This window comes from Microbacterium sp. SORGH_AS_0505, from assembly GCF_030818715.1.
Classification (GTDB): Bacteria; Actinomycetota; Actinomycetes; order Actinomycetales; family Microbacteriaceae; genus Microbacterium.
The window spans coordinates 203254-227946 of sequence record NZ_JAUTAT010000001.1 but is presented as its reverse complement, the minus strand read 5'-3'; the positions used below and the strand labels follow the sequence as shown (position 1 = coordinate 227946).

At 70.3% G+C, this 24693-nt stretch carries 22 protein-coding genes; 16 read left to right on the top strand and 6 right to left on the bottom strand.

Annotated features, from left to right (window positions below; genetic code table 11):
* Window positions 1-95 precede the first annotated feature (95 nt).
* The 5 genes from QE428_RS01215 (at window position 96) to QE428_RS01195 (ending at window position 3275) form a co-directional block, all read left to right on the top strand.
* Complete coding sequence (locus QE428_RS01215) at window positions 96-671, top strand: hypothetical protein (RefSeq protein ID WP_307462238.1); 576 nt, start codon at window positions 96-98, stop codon at window positions 669-671.
* A 16-nt stretch (window positions 672-687) separates the two neighbouring features.
* Window positions 688-1407: a response regulator gene (locus QE428_RS01210; RefSeq protein ID WP_133400132.1), complete on the top strand. Its 720-nt coding sequence runs from the start codon at window positions 688-690 to the stop codon at window positions 1405-1407.
* The gene (locus QE428_RS01205) at window positions 1404-2288 is read left to right on the top strand and encodes a sensor histidine kinase KdpD (protein WP_307462235.1); all 885 of its coding nucleotides are present in this window, start codon (window positions 1404-1406) and stop codon (window positions 2286-2288) included. The genes QE428_RS01210 and QE428_RS01205 overlap by 4 nt, the downstream gene beginning before the upstream one ends.
* Before the next feature lie 91 nt (window positions 2289-2379).
* Window positions 2380-3033 carry a sigma-70 family RNA polymerase sigma factor gene (locus tag QE428_RS01200; RefSeq protein ID WP_269457011.1) on the top strand — a complete coding sequence of 218 codons (654 nt, stop codon included), beginning with the start codon at window positions 2380-2382 and terminating at the stop codon, window positions 3031-3033.
* Window positions 3030-3275: a zf-HC2 domain-containing protein gene (locus QE428_RS01195; RefSeq protein WP_018188697.1), complete on the top strand. Its 246-nt coding sequence runs from the start codon at window positions 3030-3032 to the stop codon at window positions 3273-3275. Before QE428_RS01200 ends, QE428_RS01195 begins: the two co-directional genes overlap by 4 nt.
* Window positions 3276-3350: 75 nt before the next feature.
* Here QE428_RS01195 and QE428_RS01190 read toward each other — a convergent pair whose 3' ends face one another.
* Entirely contained in the window at window positions 3351-7055 is a 3705-nt protein-coding gene (locus tag QE428_RS01190) for a multifunctional oxoglutarate decarboxylase/oxoglutarate dehydrogenase thiamine pyrophosphate-binding subunit/dihydrolipoyllysine-residue succinyltransferase subunit (RefSeq protein WP_307462230.1), read from the bottom strand.
* Between the two features lie 148 nt (window positions 7056-7203).
* On the opposite strand from QE428_RS01190, the gene QE428_RS01185 reads away from it, so the two are divergent.
* The 3 genes from QE428_RS01185 to QE428_RS01175 all read left to right on the top strand — a co-directional run bounded on the left by QE428_RS01185 (window position 7204) and on the right by QE428_RS01175 (window position 11152).
* Window positions 7204-8658: a GuaB1 family IMP dehydrogenase-related protein gene (locus tag QE428_RS01185; protein ID WP_091355763.1), complete on the top strand. Its 1455-nt coding sequence runs from the start codon at window positions 7204-7206 to the stop codon at window positions 8656-8658.
* A 116-nt stretch (window positions 8659-8774) separates the two neighbouring features.
* Window positions 8775-10103, top strand: coding sequence for a hemolysin family protein (locus QE428_RS01180; protein WP_133400128.1), 1329 nt, complete (start codon window positions 8775-8777; stop codon window positions 10101-10103).
* Window positions 10100-11152: a hemolysin family protein gene (locus QE428_RS01175; protein WP_091355757.1), complete on the top strand. Its 1053-nt coding sequence runs from the start codon at window positions 10100-10102 to the stop codon at window positions 11150-11152. The genes QE428_RS01180 and QE428_RS01175 overlap by 4 nt, the downstream gene beginning before the upstream one ends.
* Before the next feature lie 6 nt (window positions 11153-11158).
* Here the strand turns inward: QE428_RS01175 and QE428_RS01170 are convergent, their stop codons facing one another.
* On the bottom strand, window positions 11159-12232 hold the full coding sequence (locus tag QE428_RS01170; protein WP_307462222.1) for an NADH:flavin oxidoreductase/NADH oxidase: 1074 nt from the start codon (window positions 12230-12232) through the stop codon (window positions 11159-11161).
* Between the two features lie 21 nt (window positions 12233-12253).
* Here QE428_RS01170 and QE428_RS01165 point away from each other — a divergent pair, with 21 nt between their 5' ends.
* From QE428_RS01165 to QE428_RS01140, 6 genes are all read left to right on the top strand, one after another.
* On the top strand, window positions 12254-13087 hold the full coding sequence (locus QE428_RS01165; RefSeq protein WP_307462220.1) for an ADP/ATP-dependent (S)-NAD(P)H-hydrate dehydratase: 834 nt from the start codon (window positions 12254-12256) through the stop codon (window positions 13085-13087).
* 29 nt (window positions 13088-13116) lie between these two features.
* Window positions 13117-14319 (top strand): glycosyltransferase 87 family protein, encoded by a 1203-nt coding sequence (locus QE428_RS01160; RefSeq protein ID WP_307462218.1) that lies wholly within the window; start codon window positions 13117-13119, stop codon window positions 14317-14319.
* Window positions 14320-14332: 13 nt separating this feature from the next.
* Entirely contained in the window at window positions 14333-14674 is a 342-nt protein-coding gene (locus QE428_RS01155) for a thiamine-binding protein (protein ID WP_091355744.1), read from the top strand.
* The gene (locus tag QE428_RS01150; RefSeq protein ID WP_307462215.1) at window positions 14671-15888 is read left to right on the top strand and encodes an MFS transporter; all 1218 of its coding nucleotides are present in this window, start codon (window positions 14671-14673) and stop codon (window positions 15886-15888) included. Before QE428_RS01155 ends, QE428_RS01150 begins: the two co-directional genes overlap by 4 nt.
* A 64-nt stretch (window positions 15889-15952) precedes the next feature.
* On the top strand, window positions 15953-16435 hold the full coding sequence (locus QE428_RS01145; protein ID WP_091355738.1) for an SRPBCC family protein: 483 nt from the start codon (window positions 15953-15955) through the stop codon (window positions 16433-16435).
* The gene (locus tag QE428_RS01140) at window positions 16432-17883 is read left to right on the top strand and encodes an NAD(P)/FAD-dependent oxidoreductase (protein WP_307462213.1); all 1452 of its coding nucleotides are present in this window, start codon (window positions 16432-16434) and stop codon (window positions 17881-17883) included. Before QE428_RS01145 ends, QE428_RS01140 begins: the two co-directional genes overlap by 4 nt.
* Before the next feature lie 7 nt (window positions 17884-17890).
* Here QE428_RS01140 and QE428_RS01135 read toward each other — a convergent pair whose 3' ends face one another.
* Window positions 17891-19093: a homoserine O-acetyltransferase gene (locus QE428_RS01135; protein ID WP_307462211.1), complete on the bottom strand. Its 1203-nt coding sequence runs from the start codon at window positions 19091-19093 to the stop codon at window positions 17891-17893.
* Between the two features lie 164 nt (window positions 19094-19257).
* Here QE428_RS01135 and QE428_RS01130 point away from each other — a divergent pair, with 164 nt between their 5' ends.
* Entirely contained in the window at window positions 19258-20064 is an 807-nt protein-coding gene (locus QE428_RS01130) for a hypothetical protein (RefSeq protein ID WP_307462208.1), read from the top strand.
* A gap of 268 nt (window positions 20065-20332) precedes the next feature.
* Here the strand turns inward: QE428_RS01130 and QE428_RS01125 are convergent, their stop codons facing one another.
* Window positions 20333-20806 carry a hypothetical protein gene (locus QE428_RS01125; RefSeq protein WP_307462204.1) on the bottom strand — a complete coding sequence of 158 codons (474 nt, stop codon included), beginning with the start codon at window positions 20804-20806 and terminating at the stop codon, window positions 20333-20335.
* An 86-nt stretch (window positions 20807-20892) separates the two neighbouring features.
* Window positions 20893-22215, bottom strand: a complete 1323-nt coding sequence (locus QE428_RS01120; protein WP_091355720.1) for a bifunctional o-acetylhomoserine/o-acetylserine sulfhydrylase — start codon at window positions 22213-22215, stop codon at window positions 20893-20895.
* 165 nt (window positions 22216-22380) lie between these two features.
* Here QE428_RS01120 and QE428_RS01115 point away from each other — a divergent pair, with 165 nt between their 5' ends.
* The gene (locus QE428_RS01115) at window positions 22381-23166 is read left to right on the top strand and encodes an SDR family oxidoreductase (RefSeq protein WP_205803098.1); all 786 of its coding nucleotides are present in this window, start codon (window positions 22381-22383) and stop codon (window positions 23164-23166) included.
* Window positions 23167-23172: 6 nt separating this feature from the next.
* Here QE428_RS01115 and QE428_RS01110 read toward each other — a convergent pair whose 3' ends face one another.
* A complete protein-coding gene (locus QE428_RS01110; RefSeq protein WP_307470587.1) occupies window positions 23173-24618 on the bottom strand; it encodes an MFS transporter in 1446 nt (481 codons plus the stop codon).
* Between the last annotated feature and the right edge of the window lie 75 nt (window positions 24619-24693).

Sequence of the window (24693 nt, the reverse complement as noted above, 5' to 3'; positions counted from 1 at the left end):
GGCGTCGCCGCCGATGAGCGAGTGTCACGACGATGTTCCGGATCTGCGACATCGCGGCGACAGTGCGGCGACATCGACCCCCTAGCGTGAATCCCATGGAACACACCTCACGCGTCGGCATCCGATCCGTCGTCCTCGCCGCAGCCTTCCTCGCACCCCTTCTTCTCGCGGGGTGCTCCGTGGCCGTCACCGACCCCGCGTCGAGCGCCTCCCCCATGGCCTCGCACCCGCGCGGGTGGATGCCGGATGCTCCGGATGCCTCGCCGGCGCCGGCGGCGTCCGAGGCCTCGGTCGCACCGGACGCGGAGTCGAGCGCCGAGGTGGACCCCGACGTCCGCGCGCAGCTGGACCGCACGCGCCTGCGCGAGCTGGTGACGCAGAACCTGACGTGCGTCGACGGGTCGGCGACCGTCGGCCGCGACCTCGACGGTATGTACGTCGAGCTGACCGGCGACTGCACCACCGTGACGATCCTCGCGAGTGCGGGCGGTGTGCTCCTCCCCGAGGTCGGGACGGTCACGATCAAGGGCGATGGCGCGACTGTCCTCATGACGTCGGCGACCCGGGTCGCGTTCGACAAGAGCGCCGACATCAACGTCGTCGGCTGGGAGAGCGGCACCCCGGACATCGCGTACGCGGGCACCGCCAACATCACGACGCCCCTGTCCTGATCGCTACGATCCCGGTATGTCCTCCGAAGCGACGCCGCGACTGCTCCTCGTCGACGACGAGCAGTCGATCACCGAGAGCCTCGCTCCCTTTCTGAGTCGCAGCGGATTCGACGTCGACGTGGCGGCGGACGGCGCCGCAGCGCTGCGGATCATCGAGTCCCGGCATCCCGACATCGTCGTGAGCGACGTCGTCATGCCGGTCGTCGACGGGCGCGAGCTCCTGCGGCGTCTGCGGCGGGCAGGGGACACGACGCCGGTCATCCTGCTGACCCACGTCGGCGAGTCGGGGGAGCGTTCGGCGGCCCTCGACGAAGGCGCCGACGACTATCTCAACAAGCCCTTCGACCCGCAGGAACTCGTCTCTCGGAGTCGGGCGGTCCTCCGCCGCGTGGCGGCGGGAGCAGGCGGGCTCGTCTCGTCGGAGCTGGTCGAGGCGGAGGGCCTTCGCCTCGACCGACCCGCGCGACGGGTCTGGCGGGACGGCGTCGAGGTCTCGCTCACGCCCAAGGCGTTCCAGCTGCTGGAGTTCCTCATGACCCGGCCCGGGGAGGTCCACGCCCGGGAGCGTCTGCTCAGCGTCGTCTGGGGATTCGACTTCGCCGCGCACACCCGCGCCGTCGACAATCGCGTCGCCGAACTGCGATCCGTCCTCCGGGATGACGCGTCCGCGCCGACGTACATCGAGACCGTCCCCGGGGTCGGCTACCGATTCACCCGATCGGTGCGTCGCGCGTGAGCAGCCGTCGCATCGTCGTCGCCGCGCTGCCGACGGCCGCTCTCCTGGTCGTGGCCGGCGTGGCCTTCGCCGTCGACCGGCGGACGATCACCGTGTCGATGCCGCTCGGAACGTCGATCCTCCTCGCGGCCGCGCTGGTCGGCGTCGTCACGATCGTCGTCGCGATGTGGCGGGCGCAGGTGCACCGTGGGTCCTCCCGCGCGGCACAGGCTGCGCTCCAGTCCGCCGCCGCCGAGCACCGTCGGTTCCTCGACCGGCTGGATCATGAACTGAAGAACCCCATCACCGCGATCCGGGCCGCCGTCGCGGTCAGCGATGCCGCCACACCGCAGCTGGCGGCCATCGACGCGCAGACCACCCGGATGGCGCGGCTGGTGGGGGATCTTCGGAAGCTCGGCGAACTGCAGACCGCACCCATGGAACGCATTCCGGTCCATCCCGGCGCCATCGTCACCGATGTCGCCGCGACGATCCGCGACACCCACGCCAGGGAGATCCGCGTCACGCTGCCGTCGGCGCCGTGGCCTCTGCCGGCCGTCGTGGGCGATCCCGATCTGCTCTTCACCGCCGTCCACAACGTCGTCGCGAACGCCGTGAAGTACTCGGACCCCGGCGACGCGGTGGAGATCCGAGGCATCGAGCGGTCCGGTCGCATCGTCCTCGAAGTCGCCGACACGGGTCGCGGCATCCCCGCCGCCGACGTGCCGTCGGTCCTCCAGGAACTCGCGCGCGGATCGAACGCACGAGACCGACCGGGGAGCGGCCTGGGGCTGGCCCTCGTCCGCACCATCGTGGACCGCCATGACGGGACCGTCTCGGTCGATTCGCACGAAGGGCGCGGCACGCGGGTGAGCATCGAACTCCCGGTCGGAACCGCCTGATCCGCGCTCCGCGCTGACGCGGGGAATAGGCCCAGCCCCTCGCTCGTTGGATGGACATGTCGACGACGTGCACAGACGGGAGAGGAGCGCGATGATCGCCACACTGGACGCGCCGGAACTCGCCGAATGGGCCGACGTAGACTGGCCTGCGATGAACGATCAGGCGGTCGAAGACCCGCGCACCCAGTTCGAGGAGCAGGCGCTCCCCTTCATGGACCAGCTCTACGCGGCGGCGATGCGGATGACCCGCAACCCCGCTGATGCATCTGACCTGGTCCAGGAGACCTTCGTCAAGGCGTTCGCCGCCTGGGCGTCCTTCACCCAGGGCACCAACCTCAAGGCGTGGCTGTACCGGATCCTCACGAACACGTACATCAACACGTACCGCAAGAAGCAGCGCGAGCCGTACCAGGGCACCATCGACGAGCTCGAGGACTGGCAGCTCGGTGGCGCGGAGTCGACGACGGCCTCCTCGGCCCGCTCGGCCGAGGCCGAGGCGATCGATCACATGCCGGCATCCGTCGTCAAAGACGCCCTGCAGTCCCTTCCCGAAGACTTCCGACTGGCCGTATACCTCGCGGACGTCGAAGGGTTCGCGTATCAGGAGATCGCGGACATCATGAAAACCCCCATCGGCACGGTCATGAGCCGTCTGCACCGTGGCAGACGTCAGCTCCGCGACCTGCTGTCCGACTATGCGAAGGAGCGTGGCATCGAGGTGCCCGCCACAAGGAGTGCGAAATGACCGACTGCGGTTGCGACAAGGCCCAGAAGGATCTCGAGGAGTACCTGCGCAACGAGGTCTGCAACACCCGCCACGCCGACATCACCGAGCACCTCGAGAACTGCGCGGCGTGCCGGGATGAAGCCCTCGTGGCGACGACGCTGACCGCGGTGGTCGCCCGCGCCTGCAAGGAGGCCGCGCCCGAGGACCTTCGGGACCAGGTGCTCGCGCGCCTGCGGGCGGAACAGGCGACCCACCACTGACGCGCATCTCGAGCGTCGGATACGGAAGAAGGCCCCGCCGAAGCGGGGCCTTCTTCCGTATCCGTAACGGCAGGGTCAGAAGTTGAGCGCCTCGTCCATGATCTCGGCGTGCTGGCGCGCGTGGACCTTCGGCGAGCCGGTGGCCGTGGAGGCAGCAGCCGACCGCGAGATCCGCTTGATCGTCCGGCCGTGGAGGTGCTTGACCACCTCGAGGGCGATGAACGGCCAGGCGCCTTGGTTTTCCGGCTCCTCCTGGACCCAGTAGAGCTCGGCGTTCGGGTAGCTGTCGAGGATCGCGTTGAGCTGATCGATCGGCGCCGGGTAGTACTGCTCCAGGCGCACGAGCGCGACCTTCTCGTTCGGCTTCTTCTCCAGCTCCGCGGTGAGGTCCCAGTGGATCTTGCCGGCGTGGAGGAGGACGCGGGTGACGGCCTCGCGATCGAGCGAACGCTCGTCGTCGATCACCGGCTCGAACCGGCCCTCGAGGAAGTCCTCGACGGGGCTCGTCGCGTTCCGCAGACGCAGCATCGCCTTCGGGGTGAAGACCACGAGCGGGCGCCGCGGACGGGCGTAGGCCTGGCGGCGCAGCAGGTGGAAGTACGACGCGGGCGTCGAGGGGCGGGCGACGGTCATGTTGTCCTGCGCGCACATCTGCAGGTAGCGCTCGATGCGCGCCGAGGAGTGGTCCGGCCCCTGACCCTCGTAACCGTGGGGGAGCAGGAGCACGACGCCCGACTGCTGGCCCCACTTCTGCTCAGCCGAGGAGATGAACTCGTCGATGACCGACTGCGCGCCGTTGGCGAAGTCGCCGAACTGGGCCTCCCACAGGGTGAGGGTGTCGGCGCGTTCGACGGAGTAGCCGTACTCGAAGGCCATCGCCGCATACTCGCTGAGGAGGGAGTCGTAGGCGTAGAAGCGGCCCTGGTTGTCGCTGAGGTTCGCCAGCGGCAGCCATTCCTGGCCGTTCGCCCGGTCGTGCATGACCGCGTGCCGCGTCACGAAGGTGCCGCGGCGGACGTCCTGACCGGCGAGGCGGACGTTCGACCCTTCGGTCAGAAGCGATCCGAAGGCGAGCAGCTCGCCGAAGCCCCAGTCGATCTTGCCGTTGCGGCTCATGTCGTGGCGCTTGTCGAGCAGCTGCTGGAGCTTCGTGTGCACCGTGAAGCCCTCGGGCTTGTTGACGAAGGCGTCACCGATGCGCTCGATGACGTCGCGGTCGACGGCGGTGGAGTCGGGCTCGCCGACCGCGGGCTCGGCCTGGGTCTCCGCCGAGACGACGGGCGAGGTCCCGGTCTGGGCCGCGTGGATCTCGGCGAAGGCGATCTCGAGGCGGTTCTGGAAGTCCTGCTTGGCCTTCTCGTACTCCTCCTCGGTGATGTCGCCACGACCGACGAGCGCCTCGGTGTAGAGCTTGCGGACCGAGCGCTTCGCCTCGATGAGGTTCGTCATGAGCGGCTGCGTCATCGAGGGGTCGTCGCCCTCGTTGTGTCCGCGGCGGCGGTAGCAGACGAGATCGATGACGACGTCGCGGTTGAACTCCTGGCGGTACCGGAACGCGAGCTCCGCCACGTGGACGACGGCCTCGGGGTCGTCGCCGTTCACGTGGAAGATCGGCGCCTGGATGGTCTTCGCCACGTCGGTCGCATAGATCGAGGTGCGCGCGTCGAGCGGAAGGGTCGTGAAGCCGACCTGGTTGTTGACGACCACGTGGACCGTGCCGCCCGTCCGGTAGCCGCGCAGACGGGACATCTGCAACGTCTCCATCACCACGCCCTGGCCGGCGAAAGCCGCGTCACCGTGGACGAGGATCGGCAGCCACGAGAACGAGCCGATGGGCAGGCGGTCCTGCTTGGCGCGGACGATCCCCTCGAGGACGCCGTCGACGGTCTCGAGATGCGAGGGGTTGGCTGCGAGGTAGACGGGGAGCTCTTCGCCGCCGTCGGCGACGAAGGTGCCCTGCGTGCCCAGGTGGTACTTGACGTCGCCGGACCCGCTCTTCGAACCGACGGCGACGGAGCCTTCGAACTCCCGGAAGAGCTGGCTGTACGTCTTGCCGGCGACGTTGGTGAGGACGTTGAGACGACCGCGGTGCGCCATCGCGATCGCGGCGCCGTCGAGGCCCTCTGCGGCGGCGCCCTGGAGGATCTGGTCGAGCAGCGGGACGAGCGACTCGCCGCCCTCGAGGCTGAAGCGCTTCTGGCCGACGAACTTCGTCTGCAGGAAGGTCTCGAACGCCTCGGCCTCGTTGAGCTTGCCGAGGACGCGCAGCTGCTCGTCGTGACCGGGCTTCTGGTACTTGATCTCCAGGTTGTCCTGGAACCACTTGCGCTGCGTCGGGTCCTGGATGTGCATGTACTCGACGCCGACGGTGCGGCAGTACGAGTCGCGGAGGATCCCGAGGATGTCGCGGAGCTTCATCGTGCGCTTGCCGCCGAAGCCGTTCGTGACGAACTCGCGGTCGAGGTCCCAGAACGTCAGCCCGTGGTTCTCGATCTCGAGGTCGGGGTGCGTGCGCTGGACGTACTCGAGCGGATCGATGTCCGCCATCATGTGGCCGCGCACGCGGTAGGAGTTGATGAGCTCCTGGACACGAGCGGTCTTGTCCACGCGCTCGGCGATGTCGACCTTGATGTCGCTCGACCAGCGGATGGGGGAGTACGGGATGCGGAGGGCCGCGAAGATGTCGTCGTAGAACCCCTCCTGCCCGATGAGGAGCTGGTGGACGATCTTCAGGAACTCGCCCGAGCCGGCACCCTGGATGACGCGGTGGTCGTACGTGCTCGTCAGGGTGATGGTCTTGCCGATGCCGAGCTCGCCCAGCGTCTTCTCGCTCGCGCCCTGGAACTCGGCGGGGTAGTCGAGGGCGCCGGCGCCGATGATGCAGCCCTGGCCCTTCATCAGACGGGGGACGGAGTGGACCGTGCCGATGCCGCCGGGGTTGGTGAGGGACACCGTCGTGCCCTGGAAGTCGGCCGCGGTCAGCTTGTTCTTGCGGGCGCGCTGGACGAGGTCCTCGTAGGCGGAGAGGTATTCGCCGAAGGTGAGGGTCTCGGCCTGCTTGATGCTCGGGACCATGAGAGCCCGCGTGCCGTCGGGCTTGGGGAGGTCGATCGCGATGCCCAGGTTGATGTGCGCCGGCGCGACGACCGACGGCTTGCCGTCGACCTCGGCGTAGAAGACGTTCTGCGTCGGGAAGGCCTTCAGGGCCTGGATGAGCGCCCAGCCGATGATGTGGGTGAAGCTCACCTTGCCGCCACGCGTGCGGGACATGTGGTTGTTGATGACGATGCGGTTGTCGATCATCAGCTTCGCGGGGATGGTGCGCACGCTCGTCGCGGTGGGGACGGTCAGCGACTCGTCCATGTTCGCGGCGAGGGTCTTCGGCAGGCCGCGCAGCGGAGTGACGGTGTCCTCGAGGGTCGCCTTCTCGCCCGCGGGGGCGGCCTTGGGCGCCTCGGCGGGGATCGGCTGGGGCGCGGCGGGCCGTGCTGTCGTGCGCGCCACGGGCTGGACGCCGGTGGCGGCGGGACGAGAGTCAGCCGTGGGCGCGGCTGCGGGGGCCGCGGACTCTGCCGGAGCGGATGCCGCCGGTGCGGCGCTCGCTGCGCCGGCTCCGCCGGAGGGGGCGTCGGGGGTGTAGGCCTCAAGGATCGGCCACCACTCCTTGTCCACCGAGTTCTTGTCGCGGCTGTACTGCTCGTACAGCTCTGCGACGAGCCATTCGTTGGCTCCGAACTCCCCGTCGCTCGTAGTTCCCACGCCGGTCGCCTGACTGGACACGGTTCCGCCTGCTTTCGTCGTCGACGTTCGAAATGTGCGGGCCTCGCGCGGCCTCGCGCACAGACGTCAAGGGTATCCCAGGTTGTCCCCCCTCCGACCCGCACGGGCCGCCCGGACGCAGGGGTTCCTCGTCGCTTAGCGTGGGTGTATGCACTTCTCCGGCGAGCGGCCCGCGGGCGACCTGACCTACTCCGACGTGTTCCTCGTTCCGCGGCGCTCCGACGTGACGAGCCGGCTGGACGTCGACCTCTCTCCGGGCGACGGAACGAGCGCGACCATCCCGCTGGTGGCCTCGAACATGAACTCCGTCACCGGCCCCCGGCTGGCCGCGACCCTCGCGCGGCGCGGAGGACTCGCCGTCCTTCCGCAGGACATGCCGCTGCAGGATGTGGATGCCGGCATCCGGTGGGTCAAGGAGCAGCCGGTCCGCTGGGACACGCCGCTCGTTCTCCCGCCCGAGGCGCTGGTCGCGGACGCTGCGGCCCTCCTGCCGGCAGCGGCGGGGCACGGGATCGTCGTCGCGTCCCGCGCGGAGCGGATCCATAGGGACGACATCGTCGGCATCGTGCCGGCCGAGCGCCTGGGCACCGCCCTGCCCGACGCTCGTCTCGGCGACCTCGTGCGGGGACGGGCGGCATCCATCGACGCGGACGACGTCGACACCGCGCGTGCCGCGTTCGACCTGCTGATCGCGGCCGAGGCCGACATCGTCACGGTGGTGCAGCACGGGTATCTCGTCGGCACGCTGTCGCAACGGACCGCCCTGCGCTCGTCGCTCTACCGGCCCGCCGTCGACGGTGAGGGGCGGCTGATCGTCGCCGCGGCCGTCGGGATCAACGGCGACGTCGCGGCGAAGGCCCGCGCGCTCGCCGCCGCCGGCGTCGACGCGCTCGTGGTCGACACGGCGCACGGGCACCAGGAGAGCATGATCCGTGCTCTCCGCGCCGTCTCCGCCCAGAACCTCGGACTCCCGATCGTGGCGGGGAACGTCGTGACCGCGGAGGGGGTGCGCGACCTCGTCGAGGCCGGCGCCACGATCCTCAAGGTCGGCGTGGGGCCCGGTGCGATGTGCACGACGCGCATGATGACGGCCGTCGGACGCCCGCAGTTCTCGGCCGTGCTGGAGACCGCCGAGGCCGCCGCCGCGGCGGGCGCGCACGTGTGGGCCGACGGCGGCGTCCGCTACCCCCGGGACGTCGCCCTCGCCCTCGCGGCAGGCGCGGCATCCGTCATGGTCGGATCCTGGTTCGCGGGCACGATCGAGGCGCCCGGCGATCTGCGGGTCGATGCCGAGGGGCGCGTGTTCAAGGAGTCGTGGGGCATGGCGTCGACGAAGGCGGTGCAGGGGCGCTTCGGCCGTCTCGACCCGTTCGAGCGCGCTCGCAAGGAGCTGTTCGCCGAGGGCATCTCGTCGTCGCGGATCTACCTCGACCCCCTGCGGCCGAGCGTCGAGGACCTCCTCGACATGATCACCTCGGGGGTCCGCTCGTCGTTCACCTACGCGGGAGCGGCGACCGTCGCCGATTTCCACGAACGGGCGACGGTGGGCTTCCAGTCCGCGGCCGGCTACGAAGAGGGCAAAGCACTGCCGGTCAGCTGGTGAGAGAACGCGCCCGTGCGACGCGCGCGGTGCCGTAGAATCATCCCCACAATGGACGACCCTCCCAGTAGACCTTCGCCCCACCGACCCTGCTCCCCGATGATCGGGGGTGACGTGTGATGGACTACGTCATGTTGGGCGTGGGGCTGCTCCTGACAGTGGGAACCGGCCTGTTCGTCGCCAGTGAGTTCGCACTCGTCAACCTCGATCGGGCCGATCTCGAGTCGCGCCGCGCAGCCGGCGAGAGCCGACTGTCGCTCACGATCAACGCGCTGCGGATCACGTCGACGCATCTTTCGAGCGCACAGCTCGGCATCACGCTGACGACCCTCCTCACCGGTTACACGATGGAGCCGGCGCTCTCGAATCTGCTGAACCCGGTGTTCGAGTCGTGGGGTGTGCCGGAAGCGGCATCCCGTCCCATCGCGACCGTGGTCGCCATGGCCACCGCGACGATCTTCTCGATGATCATCGGCGAGCTCGTCCCGAAGAACTTCGCCCTCGCGGTTCCCCGCCAGACCGCGAAGCTCGTCATCGGGTTCCAGACCGTCTTCACGACCGTCTTCAAGCCCGCCATCCAGCTGCTCAACGGCAGCGCGAACGCCGTGCTCCGTGCCATGGGCGTCGAGCCCAAGGAGGAGCTCTCCGGTGCCCGCACCGCGGAAGAGCTGTCGAGCCTGGTCCGCCGCTCGGCCAGCGCCGGCGTCCTCGAGGAGGACACCGCGTCGCTGCTCGACCGCACGCTCACGTTCTCGCGTCTCACGACGGCTGACGTCATGACCCCGCGACCCAGCGTCCACGCCGTCGCCGCCGATGACAGCGTCGAAGACGTCATCCAGCTCGCCCGACGCACCGGCCACAGCCGGTTCCCCGTGTACGGCGAGTCGATGGACGACATCACCGGCATCGTCCATCTGAAGCAAGCGGTGTCCGTGCCGCGTGAACGACGCGCGGACGTCCCGGCCGCCGCGATCGCAGAGGAGCCGCTGCGCGTCCCCGAAGCCGTGCACCTCGACGGTCTGATGTCCGAACTCCGCTCGCGCGGTTACCAGATGGCGATCGTCGTCGACGAGTACGGCGGCACCGCCGGCGTCGTCACGCTCGAAGACCTCGTCGAGGAGATCGTCGGCGAGGTGCTCGACGAGCACGACCGCAGCCGTGCCGGCGTCGTCCGCGCCAAAGGGTCGATCATCTTCCCCGGCGACCTGCGCCCCGACGAGGTGCTCGACCGCACCGGCATCCGCGTGCCAGAAGGCGACGTCTACGACACGGTCGGCGGATTCATCATGGCCACGCTGGAGCGCATCCCCACGGTGGGAGACCAGATCACCCTCGACGACGGGACCATCACCGTGCAGCGGATGGACGGTCGCCGCGTCGACCGCGTGAAGTTCGTGCCCGCTCCCGTGCCGGTCGGCGCCGAGACCGAGGGAGGTGAGCGTCGATGAACGACTGGGTCGGAATCGCATGGCTCGTCGTCCTCTTGGTGGCCAACGCCTTCTTCGTCGGAGCCGAGTTCGCCGTCATCTCCGCGCGACGCTCGCAGATCGAGCCGCTCGCCGAGAAGGGTTCGCGCTCGGCCAAGACGGCCCTGTGGGCCATGGAGCACGCGACGCTCATGCTGGCGACGTGCCAGCTCGGCATCACGATCTGCTCGTTGCTGATCCTGAACGTGTCGGAGCCGGCGATCCACCACCTGCTCGCGGTGCCGCTCGAGGCGATCGGCCTGCCGTACGCGGTCGTCGACGTCACGGGCTTCGTCATCGCGCTGCTGCTCGTGTCGTATCTGCACGTCGTGTTCGGCGAGATGGTGCCGAAGAACCTCGCGTTCTCGCTGCCGGATCGCGCTGTGCTGCTGCTCGCGCCGCCGCTCGTGTTCGTGTCACGGGTGTTCCACCCGATCATCGTGGCGCTCAACTGGATCGCGAACCACGTCGTGCGGCTGTTCCGCGTCGAGCCGAAGGACGAGGCCGCCTCGACCTTCACGCTCGACGAGGTCGCCACCATCGTGAACCAGTCGCGCATCGAGGGCGTGCTGGATGACGCCTCGGGCGCGGTCGCTGCGGCGGTGGAGTTCACCGACAAGAAGGCGAAGGATGTCGCGGTCCCGCTCTCGGAGCTCGTCACCCTGCCCGAGCACACGACGCCCGACGAGATCGAGCGGGCCGTGGCTCGTCACGGTTTCTCGCGGTACGTGATCGTCGACGACGAGGGGATGCCGCTCGGCTACGTCCACCTGAAGGACGTCCTCCGGGCCGCCGAGGGGGAGGACTCCGAGGACACGGTCGCCCAGCCGATCAAGCCCAAGCGGATCCACCACATGATCCCCATCGGCGAGGCCACCGACCTCGAGGACGCCCTCGCCCTCATGCGCCGGTCGAGCCGTCACCTGGCTCAGGTGCGCGACTCGGCGGGCGAGACGACGGCCGTGCTGTTCCTCGAGGACATCATCGAGGAACTCGTCGGCGAGGTGCACGACGCGACGCGCCGCCTCTGACGGGGCTCAGCGCCGGCGGGCGCGGAGGTACTGCGGCGGCCACAGCGTCGCAGCCTCCGCGTCGTCCAGGTCGTCTGCGGCCTGGAGGGCGAAGTGCGGATCGCGCAGCCAGCCGCGGCCGACCATGACCGCATCGGCGAGGCCGTCCTGCAGGACGGCCTCGGCCCGCGGGCCGTCAGCGATCTCGCCGACGGCCGTGACGAGGAGCCCGGTGCGTTCGCGGACCGTTGCCGCGAACGGAACCTGGTACCCGGGTCCGGTCGTGATCTTCTGATGCGCGACGAGCCCGCCCGTCGAGATGTCGATGACGCTCGCCCCGCGCTCGCCGACCCAGCCGGCGACGGTCGCGGTCTCGTCGACGCCCCACCCGCCGTCGGCCCAGTCGGTCGCCGAGAAGCGGACCGCGAGGGTACGGCCGGGTGCGGCATCCCGGACCGCGTCGACGACGCGCAGGAGCAGGCGGGCGCGGTTCTCGAGAGACCCGCCGTACCCGTCGGTGCGCTCGTTCGACAGCGGCGAGAGGAACTGGTGCAGCAGGTAGCCGTGTGCCGCGTGGATCTCGAGCAGATCGAAGCCGGCCTCGTCGGCGCGGCGAGCAGCGTCGCCGAACGCGACCACGAGGGCGTCGATCCCGTTCGCGTCGAGGGCGACGGGCTGGGCGTAGCCGTCGAAAGCGATCGCTGAGGGGGCGACGGTCGTCCAGCCGCCCTCGGCGGGGGAGACGCTGCCGCGCGCATCGTCGAACGGGCGGTGCGTCGACGCCTTCCGGCCCGCGTGAGCGAGCTGGATGCCTGCCAGGGCTCCGCGCGAATGGATCGCGGCGACGATGGGAGCCCAGGCATCCCGCTGCTCGTCGTTCCACAGCCCTGTGTCGGACGGCGTGATCCGTCCCTCGGGCACGACGGCCGTCGCCTCGGCGATGACCACCCCGGCGCCGCCGTTCGCGAACTGAGCGAGGTGCACGTGGTGCCAGTCGTTCGGCACGCCATCGACGGCGGAGTACTGGCACATGGGCGAGACCCAGAGCCGGTTGCGGGCGGTCGTACCGGACAGCTCGAGCGGGCGGAAGAGGAGGGTCATGAGCGGACTCCGTCGCATAGGGTGGGCGCCATGACGGCGCGGATGTGGAACAGGGCGGACACGGCCGCCGTCCTCACCGAGCCAACGGCGGACGACGACAAGTATTCCCGCGGTGTGGTCGGGATGCGGACCGGTTCGGCCGCCTTCCCGGGAGCTGCGGTCCTCGGCGTCGAGGCGGCGTGGCGCACCGGCGTGGGGATGGTGCGCTACCTCGGGCCGGGTCCGGCCGCCGACCACGTCCTCGCCCGACGACCCGAGACGGTGACCGCTGACGGCCGCGTGCAGGCGTGGGTGATCGGGTCCGGGACGGATGCCGCGCACCGCTCGGCGAGCGAACGCGCGGCGCTCGTCGGCATCCTCTCGGCCGATGTCCCCGTCGTCGTCGACGCCGGGGCGCTGGACCTGGCCGTCGACGCGCCCGCTCCCGTCGTGGCGACGCCGCACGGTCGCGAGCACGCCCGGCTGCGCGCTCTGCTGGGACTCGATCCGGACGTCGACGATGCCGCGGGCACCGCTGGTGCGCTCGGCGGTGTCGTCGTGCGGAAGGGGGCGACGACCGTCGTCGCCGCACCCGGGATCGACCCGGTCGAGGTCACCGCGCCGACGTCGTGGCTGGCGACCGCCGGGACGGGCGACGTCCTCGCCGGGACCGTCGGTGCCGTGCTCGCGGGGGTCGTCGGGCACGGGGCGTCGCCGGGTGACCTCGGCGCACTGCAGCGGGCGGCGGCATCCGCCGTCTGGCTGCACGGACACGCGGCCGCGCTCGCCGTCGCGGCGCACGGCGGGGGACCGATCGTCGCGCTCGACGTCGCCGAGCACCTGCCGCATGCCGTCGCAGCGGCCCTCGCCGGGTGACGCGAGCGCATCGCCCTAGGCTGGAGGGCGTGACGAACCGCGTGCTGCTGTGGGCCGCGTTCGCCCTCGTCCATCTCGTCGTCGGTGTGCTCGGCTTCCTTCTGCCGAACGAGCCGATGGGCGACGTCTACCGCGTGTACGAACCCTGGTCGCAGGCCGTCTTCTCGGGTGGCGGGATCGTCGGCGTCACGCAGGACTGGGTGTATCCGCATCTCGCGCTCCTCCCGATGCTGCTGGCGCACCTGCCCGGAGCGCTCGTCGGGAGCTATACGGTCGGGTGGGCGATCCTCGTGACGCTCCTCGACGCGGTCGCCTTCGCGATCCTGATCGGCGCGGGCCGCTCGATCGGGCGCCTGAGCGCGGCGGGGTTCTGGCTCGCGGCGATCGTCGCCCTCGGGCCCGTCGGGATGTATCGGATCGACGCGGTCTCGGTTCCGCTGGCGATCCTCGGATGCCTGTGGCTCCTGCGCCGGCCGGGTGTCGCCGGTGCGCTGCTCGCTGCCGCGACGTGGATCAAGATCTGGCCGGCAGCCCTCATCGGGGCCGCGGTCGTCGCGGTCCGTCGGCGGAGCGTCGTCCTCGGCGCGGGGGTGCTGGTGAGCGTGGCCGTCGTCGGCGTCGTCGTCGCCGCGGGAGGCGCCGACCACGCCCTCGGATTCGTGACGGGTCAGACCGGGCGCGGACTCCAGGTCGAGGCACCGGTGAGCGCCGTCTACCTGTGGGGTGCACTCCTCGGGTTCGACGGGTGGACGGTCTACTACGACCAGGGGATCCTCACCTTCCAGGTCTCGGGACCCTTCCTCGGCACCGTGTCGGCACTCATGACGCCCTCGCTCGTCCTCGCCGCCGCCGCGGTCGTGGGGATCGGCGCGATCAAGGCTCGTCGGCACGTCCCCTTCGTACGGCTGTTCCCGACGTTGGGCCTCGCCCTCACGACCGTCCTCATCGTCGTGAACAAGGTCGGCTCGCCGCAGTTCCAGACGTGGCTGTTCGCCATCGTCGCGTTCGGACTCGTCGTCGATCGCCGACGGTGGATCGCGCCCGGAGCGCTCGTGCTGGTGTCGGCCGCCCTCACCCAGTTCGTCTACCCCGTCCTCTACGACGGGATCGTCTCGCCCGAGGTCGTCGCCGTGAGCGTGCTGACGCTCCGCAACGTCGCGCTGATCGCGCTGCTGGTGTGGATGGTCGTCCGTCTCGTCCGCCTTCCCGTACCCGTCCGTTCCATCCACTGATCCGGAGGTCCCCATGATCGTCGCCTTCTCCGTCGCCCCGTCCGGGAACGGCAATCCGGACGGTTCCGTCCACGACGCCGTGGCAGCGGCCGTCGCCGTCGTCCGCGCCTCGGGCCTGCCGCATCGGACCACGAGCATGTTCACTGAGATCGAGGGGGAGTGGGACGAGGTGATGGCCGTCGTCAAGGGCGCGGTCGACGCCGTCCAACCCTTCGGGTCGCGTGTCTCGCTCGTGCTGAAAGCCGACATCCGTCCCGGGTACACGGGCGAGATCGACGGCAAGATCGCGCGCCTCGAGTCCGCGCTCGAATCGATTCGTCCCGAGGAGGGGAGCGGGACTACGATCCCTGAGTGACCTCGACCCCCACCCGTCCCCGCCGCGCCCTCCTGGCGCTGGCCGTCGGCAGCTTCGGCATCGGGATGACCGAGTTCGTGGTCATGGGGTTGCTGCCCGAGATCGCGCGCGAGTTGCTCCCCACCGCGTGGGCGAGCTCGCAGGAGGAGGCGATCGCCCAGGCGGGATGGCTCATCACGCTCTACGCGCTCGGCGTCGTGATCGGAGCTCCGACGATCGCCGCATCCGTGGCCAAGTACCCGCGACACCGCGTCATGGTGCTCCTGGCCGGCGCCCTGACCGTGTGCAACGCGCTGACGCTGATCCTGCCGACGTTCGAGCTCGTCGCGGCATCCCGTCTTCTCGCCGGCCTGCCGCACGGCGCGTACTTCGGGATCGGTGCGCTCGTCGCCGCCGACGTCATGGGGCCGGGGAACCGCGCCAAGGGCGTCGCGTTCGTCCTCACGGGCCTCACGGTGGCGAACGTCGTCGGCGTTCCGCTCGGTACGTTCCTCGGTCAGAACCTCGGCTGGCGCTGGGCGTTCGTGCTGGTCGTCCTCATCTTCGCGGCCGCGACCCTCGCGATCGCCCTCACCGTCCCGCACCGCCCCGGGGAGCCGTCGCGCACGCTCCGGGCTGAGCTCAAGGTGTTCCGGATCGGACAGGTGTGGTTCGCGCTCGGGATCGGCGCGATCGGCTTCGGGGGCTTCTTCGCGGTCTACACGTACGTCTCGCCGCTGGTCACCGAGGCCGCCGGGGCACCCGCCTGGCTCGTCCCCGTCGTGCTCGTGATCCTGGGATTGGGGATGACGGCGGGCAACCTCGTCGGCGGCCACCTCGCCGACGTCAATCTGATCCGATCGATGTTCGGGCTCCTGGTCCTCCTCGTCGTGACGCAGCTGCTCCTCGCGCTGACCGCCGGGTGGATCGTGACCGTGATCGTCTTCGTCTTCGCGGTGGCCTTCGCCTCGTCGGCCGTGAGCCCGACGATCCAGACCCGGTTGATGGACGTCGCCGGCGACAACCAGTCGATCGCTGCGGCCCTGAACCACTCCGCCCTCAACACGGGCAATGCGGTCGGTGCGGCTCTCGGCGGAGCCGTCATCGCCGCCGGACTCGGCTTCACGGCTCCCGTCTGGGTGGGGCTGCTGCTGGCCCTCGGCGGACTCGGGATCGCCGCCCTCAGCATCGGCCTCGAACGCCGCTCGGCCGCGCGCGCCCCGGCCGAGGTCTGACACGCCTCGTCCGAGGGCGCAACCCCGTCCGTGACGCTCGGCCTCAGTCGCTAGCGTCGGAGGCATGTCCCGCAACTCGCGCGTGTTCGCCTGCACCCCTGACGACGTCTTCGCCGTGCTCGCCGACGGGTGGCTCTTCCCGTCGTGGGTCGTCGGCGCGTCCCGGATGCGCGAAGTCGCCGAGACCTGGCCCGAGGTCGGTTCGCACCTGCACCACTCGTTCGGCGTGTGGCCGGCCCTGATCGACGACGAGACCGAGGTGCTGGCGTACGACCCGCCGCGTCACCTCCTCCTCCGTGCGAAGGGGTGGCCGATGGGCGAGGCGCAGGTCGACATCCAGGTCAGGCCGCACCGCGACGGTGCCGTCGTCCGCATCCAGGAGGAGGCCGTCGCGGGACCCGGGAGCCTCATCCCGCCCGCGCTCCTCGACATCGCGCTGCAGCTGCGGAACGCAGAGACCCTCCACCGCCTCGCCTACCTCGCCGAGGGCCGCGCCGCGCGCCCGACCGATGAGACCACCGCCGAGGACGAGGGCGTCGGAGAATGAGCGACCTCGACGCGATCGTGGTCGGCGCGGGGCCGAACGGGCTCGCGGCGGCCGTCACCCTCGCCCGTGCCGGTCTCAGCGTGCGTGTGTACGAGAAGGGCGGCACCATCGGCGGCGGCGCGCGCACGATGGAGATGACCCTCCCCGGCTACCTGCACGACGTCTGCTCGGCCGTGCACCCGCTCGCCTTCGAGAGCCGCTTCTTCCGCGAGTTCGGGCTGGGGAGGCGCGTCGACTTCGCCGTCCCCGACGCCTCGTTCGCCCAGCCCCTCGACGGCGGCCGCGCCGCGATCGCTTACCGCGATCTCGACCGCACCGCCGAGAGCCTCGGCCGCGACGGCGACGCGTACGCGCGCCTGATGCGCCCGCTCGTGGAGCGGGCGTCCGGCGTCTCGGACTTCACCGGTCACCCGCTGCTGCGCGTACCCGCCGACCCGGCCGCCGCCGTGTGGTTCGGTCTGCGGGCTCTCGAACAGGGGAGCGGGCTGTGGAACGCGCGCTTCGCTGAGGATGCCGCTCCGGCCCTGCTCACCGGTGTCGCCGCGCACACGATCCTGTCGCTCCCGAGCCTGGCGGCGGCGGGAGCGGGACTCGCACTCTCGACCTACGGGCATGCGCGCGGGTGGCCGATCCCGATCGGCGGCAGTCAGAGCATCGTCGACGCCATGGCCGACGACCTGCGCGAGCACGGCGGCGAGATCGTCACCGACCAAGAGGTCGAGTCGCTGCGGGAGTTGCCCGACGCGAAGGCCGTCCTGCTCGATGTCGTCCCGCGCGATTTCCTCCGGATCGCGGGCGACGCCGTTCCCGCCGGCTACCGCGGTGCCCTCGAGCGCTTCCGCTACGGCGGCGCGGTCGCGAAGGTCGACTTCGCCCTCTCGGGTCCCGTCCCGTGGGCGAACGAGGAGGTCCGCTCGGCCGGCACCGTCCACGTCGGCGGCACGCGCGCCGAGATGGCGGCATCCGAGAACCTCATCTCCCGCGGCGGACTTCCCGACGCTCCCTACGTGCTGGTCGCGCAGCCGTCGGGGTTCGATTCGTCGCGCGCCCCCGCCGGAGCTCATGTGCTCTGGACGTACACGCACGTCCCCTCGGGGAGCACCGCCGATCGCGCCGACGCCGTCATCCGGCAGATCGAGCGGTTCGCGCCCGGCTTCCGCGACCTGATCGTCGGCATGAATTCGCGGAACGCGGTCGAGGTCGAAACCGAGAACCCGAACTACCCCGGCGGGGACATCGCGGCGGGGGCTCCCGCCCTCTGGCAGCTGCTCAAACGGCCGGTCGTGTCGCGTGAGCCGTGGCGCACGCCGCTCGACGGGGTCTACCTGTGCTCGGCGTCGACGAGTCCGGGGCCCGGTGTGCACGGCCTGGCCGGGTGGCATGCGGCGCGGTCGGCGCTGCGCCACACGTTCGGCACGCGGATCTCCCCGGATCTCGCGCCGCGGTAGTCGGACGTCAGCTCTCGAGCAGGCGTCGAAGGTGGCGTCCGACGGGTTCGGTCTCGATGAGGAAGCCGTCGTGACCGAAGTCGCTCGAGAGGACGACCGTGTCGTCATGGATGGTGGTGCGGATGCCGCGGCTGATGCGGTGCTGCCCCTCCACAGGGAACAGGCGGTCGCTGTCGACCCCGAGCACGAGGGTGCGCGCCGTCACCCGGGCGAGGGCCTCCTCGACGCCGCCCCGGTCGCGCCCGACGTCGTGCGAGTTCATCGCCTCGACGAGGGTCAGGTAGGAGTTCGCGTCGAACCGACGGGTGAAGCGGTTGCCGTGGAAGTCGAGGTAGCTCTCGACGGCGTAGCGACCGCCTTCGCCGAAGGGGCTCTTGTCGGACTGCCAGGACCGCTGGAAGCGCTGGTTCAGCTCCGTCGGGGTGCGGTAGTTCAGAAGCGCCATGCGTCGCGCGAGCGAGAGCCCCCGGTGGGGGCCGTCGCCGTCGGGAGCGTCGTAGTAGTTGCCGCCCGCGAAGCGCGGATCCATCTGGATCGCCGCGAGCTGGACGGAGTTCAGTGCGACCTGGTCGGCCGTCGTCGTCGGCGGCGAGCACAGCACGCCGAGACGCTCGACCCGCTCCGGGTGCCCGACCGCCCACTCCAGGGCGTGCATGCCGCCCATCGATCCGCCGATCACTCCCGCCCAGACGTCGATGCCGAGGGCGTCCGCCAGCATGACCTGTGCGGCGACCTGGTCGCGGATCGTGAGGAACGGGAAGCGGGAGGCCCACTCGTAGCCGTCCGGGGCGATGCTCGCGGGACCGGTCGACCCCTGGCATCCGCCCAGCATGTTCGGCGCCACGACGAACCAGCGGTCGGTGTCGATGGCCCTTCCGGGGCCCACGATATCTCCCCACCAGCCGTCGGTCGCGTGACCGGGGACGGCGTCGCCGCGCACGTGGCTGTCGCCGGTGAGGGCGTGAAGGATCAGAACGGCGTTGTCGCGGGCGGGGGAGAGTTCGCCCCACGTCTCGTAGGCGAGACGGATGCCGGGGAGGCTCGCCCCGCTCTCGGTGGTGAACGCGCCGAACCGCGCGAACCTGCGCTCCCCGATCGGGTCGCCGTCACGCCAGGCGCCGGTCGCCGGTGGGCGCCCGAGGAGCGACCGGGCGTCTGCCTCGGTCACCGGAGCCGAGGGCACCGTGTCTTCCGAGGTCTGCCAGTCCATACGACTATTCTCCCGGCCGATGGGGAGGGTCAGCGCAGTGTTACGGGGGCACGGACACCTTCGAAAGTTTCCGCCGAAAGGCGGGCGCGGGACCTTCGGACCCGTCGTTAGCGTCGGGGAGATCACCATTCTGTGACCTGATCGCTCCACCGGAAGAGACCCTGATGACACGTTCCTGGCGCCGCACCGCCTCCCTCACGATGGTTACAGCGCTCCTGGCGTCGACCATCGTGGCATCCCCCTCCATCGCATCGGCGGACGACGAGGTCGACGCGGCCTCGATCGCCGTCGCTGCGCAATCACTGGCGAATCTGGATGAGTCACTGCTCCTTGCTGCATCCGATGGAGCCGGGACCGGGACGGTGCAGACCAGCCAGGGCACCATCGGTGTCCCGTCGCGGTTGACGGACGGGGTGTCTATACACTCTCCCGGGCGGTCGCCCTTGACGATCGATCTTCCCGAGGCGGACGCGGCGGGCGATGCCGTCCTCCTCCAGGGTGGGGCGGTGACCTACCCGGGTGAGTCCCTGACCAATTCTGTGATCGTCGGTGACGCGGGTGTGCAGATGCTGACGACGATCACTTCCGCCGACGCGCCGGAGCATCTCGAGTACGACGTCGACCTCGGCGTCGGCGAGTCGTTGCGATCGACCGAGGACGGCGCCGCGGTCGTCGCCGCTGACGGCACTGTCCTCGCCGTGGTCGCGGATGCCTGGGCACTCGACACGGACGGCGACCCTGTCGCGACGCACTACGAGATCGAGGGCTCCACGCTCATTCAGGTCGTCGATCACCGCGCGGCGGGGGTCGCCTACCCGGTGGTGGCGGATCCGATCTGGATCGCTCCGTGGGTGTTCAAGTGCCTTCTGGGCCTCGGGCTCAAGGGACCGCAGATCACGCAGGCCTTCGCCACCGGCACGATCTGGGGTGGCCTCGGCGCGGCCGCGCTCGCCTGCGCACTGGGCAAGTGATCGCCGTGCAACCTGAGGAGCTGGCACGGAGGATCGCGAAGGTCGATTCTCAGATCGCGGCGCACCCGCTGTCGAGCGAACGCGTTACGCAGGCGCATGCCGTCATCGAGGCGCATGGGGGCACGGACGACTCCGATGCGATCTCGCGCGAGTTGGCCTCTCGAGGGCTCCCGAGTCTGGTGGAGCTCGGCCGTATCCAGGCGCGGAGCTCGTTCAGCTGGTGGCGGCTCCACCGCAAGCGGCGAGCACTGCTCCGTCGCGCGGATCGCTAGGCGACCCGCGCGCGGCGGACCGAGGAGACGATCGAGTCCAGCACAGCGTTCGACTGACGCAGCAGCGGGCGGGACGCGGCATCCTCGACCAGACGGTCCATGAGCAGCTGGGTCCTCGACACGATGGGATGCCAGTAACCGCCGGGGTGGTGCCGGTCCAGATCCAGGCGCAGTGACCCGTGGTCCGTCGTGAGCACGGCGGTGCCGGGCGCCAGGTCGAGGTCCGGGTCGGTCTGCGTGATCATGACCAGGACGGAACTCCACAGGCCCGAGAACGCGGCGGGGAACGGGAACCGTGTGGTCCTCAGGTCCAGGGTGGCACCCCGGATCTCGGTCCACTCGACCTGCTGCGTCACGGCGGGTCCATCTCGGTGACTGATGGTGTCCACGCCGAGGACGAGGTGACGTCGACCGGGATCGCCGATCGCGAGCCCGTCAGGCACAGCGTGAAGAGGTCCGTAGCGTTTCATCGTCTTCCCTCGAGCGTATCGGGCCGGACGCGCGACACCCCGCCGCGGTGGCCCGGACGGGGTGTCGTTCTCCTGAGGAGGGGAGGTCAGGCGCGCGCGGCCTCGGAGTGGCGGCGCGCGGCGGCGAGGGCCTGGTCGAGGTCGGCCTTCAGGTCTTCGATGTTCTCGAGGCCCACCGACAGGCGGACGAGACCCGGGGTGACGCCCGAGGTGAGCTGCTGCTCCGGTGTCAGCTGCGAGTGGGTCGTGGACGCCGGGTGGATGACGAGCGAGCGGACGTCGCCGATGTTCGCGAGGTGGCTGAACAGGCTCAGCGCGTTGACGAACTCGCGGCCGGCGGAGACACCGCCCTTCAGCTCGAACGACAGGACCGCGCCTACACCCTTCGGGGCGTAGCGGTTCGCCGCGGCGTACCAGGGCGAGGTCGGAAGGCCCGAGTAGTTCACCGAGGCGACGTCGGGGTGGTTCTCGAGCCACTCCGCGATCTCCTGCGCGTTCTGCACGTGACGCTCGATGCGCAGCGACAGCGTCTCGACGCCCTGGATGAGGTTCCACGCGCTCTGCGGCGAGATCGCGGAGCCGAGGTCGCGAAGCAGCTGCACGCGCGCCTTGATGATGTAGGCGAGGGCGTCGCCGACCGCTGCGGTGTAGACGGCGCCGTGGTACGACTCGTCGGGCGTGGTCAGGCCGGGGAAGCGCTCGGAGTGCTCCGACCAGGGGAACGAGCCGCCGTCGACGATGACGCCGCCGATGGTCGTGCCGTGGCCGCCGAGGAACTTGGTCACCGAGTGGACGACGATGTCGGCGCCGTGCTCGAACGGGCGGATCAGGTACGGGGTCGCGATGGTGTTGTCGACGATGAGCGGCACACCGGAGGCGTGGGCGACGTCGGCGACCGTCCGGATGTCGAGGACGTTGATCTGCGGATTGCCGATCGTCTCGGCGAAGAAGAGCTTCGTGTTCGGGCGGACCGCACGGCGCCATTCTTCGGCGTCGTCCTGGTTCTCGACGAACGTCGTCTCGATGCCGAGCTTGGCGAGCGTGTACTTGAAGAGGTTGTAGGTGCCGCCGTAGATCGAGCTCGACGAGACGATGTGGTCGCCCGCCTGTGCGATGTTGAGGATGGCGAAGGTCGAGGCCGCCTGGCCGGACGAGACGAGGAGGGCGCCGGTGCCTCCCTCCAGGCCCGCGAGGCGCTGCTCGAGCACATCCTGCGTCGGGTTCTGGATGCGCGTGTAGATGTTGCCGAACTCGGCGAGGGCGAACAGGTTCGCGGCGTGGTCGGCGTTGTCGAAGACGTACGACGTCGTCTGGTAGATCGGCGTGGCGCGGGCCTTCGTCACCGGGTCCGGAGCGGCGCCGGTGTGGATCTGCTTGGTCTCGAAGCGCCAGTTCTCGGGTGCGGACATGACATGGCTCCCTGCGTGGGTGGTCGGGTGGGTGGTCTGCGGCGACGGATGCCGCGGGCCCGACACCGACGTTACGAGCCGCGCCGCGGGAGGACAACGGAAGGGGACACGGAGCGTAACCTGCCGTGGTCCGCCGGCGCCCCGTGAGTCACTACCGTTGAGCGCATGGCGAATCGACGTGCAGTGGTGACCGGTGCGAGCTCGGGGATCGGTGAAGCGGTCGTCCGTGCGCTCCGCGAGAGTGGGTGGGACGTCGTCGGCGTCGCCCGTCGCGCGGCCCGGCTGGAGGCCCTCGACGCCGAGGTCGGGTCCCGGTCCTACGCCGCAGACCTCGCGAGCGAGGCGGATGTCGAAGCGCTCGCCGCGCACCTGGAGGACACCGGACCGGTCCACGCTCTCGTCCACGTCGCCGGCGGTGCGCGCGGAACCCAGCGCGTCGAGGACGGCGACCCGGACGACTGGCGCTGGATGTTCGAGGTCAATGTGCTGTCGGCGCAGCTCGTGACCTCCGCCCTCCTGCCGCACCTGCGCCGTGCGGCCGATGCCGATGGTCACGCCGACGCCGTCTACGTCACCTCGACCGCCGCTCAGACCGCCTACCCCGGCGGGGCCGGGTACAACGCGGCGAAGGCGGGCGAGGCGATGCTCGTGCACGCCCTGCGCCTCGAGCTGAACGGCGAGCCGATCCGCGTCGTCGAGGTCGCACCCGGCATGGTGCACACCGAGGAGTTCTCGCTCAACCGTCTCGGCGGCGACCGCGCGGCTGCCGAGAAGGTCTACGACGGCGTCGATCAGCCGCTGGTGGCCGCGGATGTCGCTGATGTCATCGCGTACGCGCTGAACGCCCCCGGCCACGTCAACCTCGACCTCATCACGATGCGTCCGGTCGCGCAGTCGGCGCAGCACCTGCTGGCCCGCGGGCCGCTGCGTCCGCGCACGGTCGAGAGCTGAGCCGCGTCAGCCTGCAGGGGGCGCGTCCGCGAACGCGACCTTCGGGACGAGGAGCAGCAGGAGAGCGGCGAGGAACCCGCCGGCCGCGCAGACGGCCCACACGGTGAGGTAGCCGCCGAGCGAACTGGCCGTCTGCCCGGCGACGGCACCGGCGCCCGCGGCGAGCACGACGCCGAAGACGGCGGACGAGAACGCGCCGCCGATCGTCTTCGTCGTGTTCGTCATCCCCGATGCCTCGCCCGTCTTGCCGAACGGTGCGGCCGCGGCGGCGGCTGCCGGCATCGCTCCTACCAGGGCGCCGCATCCGATGCCTGCGATCGAGAGGTTCAGCAGCACCTGCCAGACCTCCACGTGGAACGGCAGGAACAGGGCGTAGCCGACGCCGACGAGCGCGGCCGCGGCGATGAGCGCGACGCGGGGACGCATGCGCCGCGACGTGATCGCGAACAGCACCGCACCCACGATGAGCGAGACGAGGTACAGCCCGATCACGTAGGAGCGTTCGGTGGCGTCGAGGCCCAGACCGTAGCCCAGGGACGAGTCCGTCCCCGCGTAGGTCGAGAGCGGTCCCTGGGCTCCGAGCAGGCTGATTCCGATGAGGAACGCGGTGGCTTGGACGGGCCACATGTCCGGCCGGGCGAGGACGCGCATGTCGATGACGGGATGCCGGTGCCTCAGCTCGTGACGAACGAACCACACGAGCACGCCGACGCCGAGCAGGAACAGTGCGGCGACGCCGAGCCAGGTCCCCGCGCCGAGCCCGAGCTCCCCGATGAGCCTCATCCACGCGAGGGCTCCGGTCACGAGCAGCAGCCCCCAGGCGAGGAGGATCACCCCGACGGTGTCGAGGCGCCGTTCGCCGCTCGGGGTGGACTCGGGCACCCACAGCCAGATGACCACCACGACGAGGGAGACGGCGATAGCGGGCGCCATGAGGGTGAGGGCGAGGTCGCCGGTCGCCGCGTAGATGCGTCCGGCCGCGAGGGCGCCGACGATGGCCCCCGCTTCGAGCCCGACGACGAGCAGCCCCGCCGCGCGGCGGGTAAGGGAGACGCCGCGGTTCTGCTGCCTGCCGCGCTCGAAGATCAGGGCGACCTCGAGGGGCAGCCACACGACGTAGAAGCCTTGGAGCGACCAGAACAGGAGGAACGTCCAGAACGAGTCCGCGAGGACGAGTCCCCACGAGGCGAGGGCGGTCAGGACCGCGGCGACGAGCAGGATGCGCTTGTGCCCGAACATGTCGCCGAGCTTGGCGAGGATCGGGACGACGAGGGCACTCAGCAGGAGCTGACCCGCCTCGAACCAGTTCACGTCCGCATCCCGGATCCCGAGGTGGATGACGATGTCGCTGAACAGGGGGACGTAGAACCCCTGCAGAATGCCGCTGACGATCTCGACGACGATGAACCACCCGATGAGTCCCGCCGTGATCCCCGCGGCGGAGGAACGCAGGGCGGACGAGCGCAGCAACGGTGCGGAGGAGGGCGGGATCCCGGTCACGAGCGCGAGCCTAGCGCTGGAGCGGGC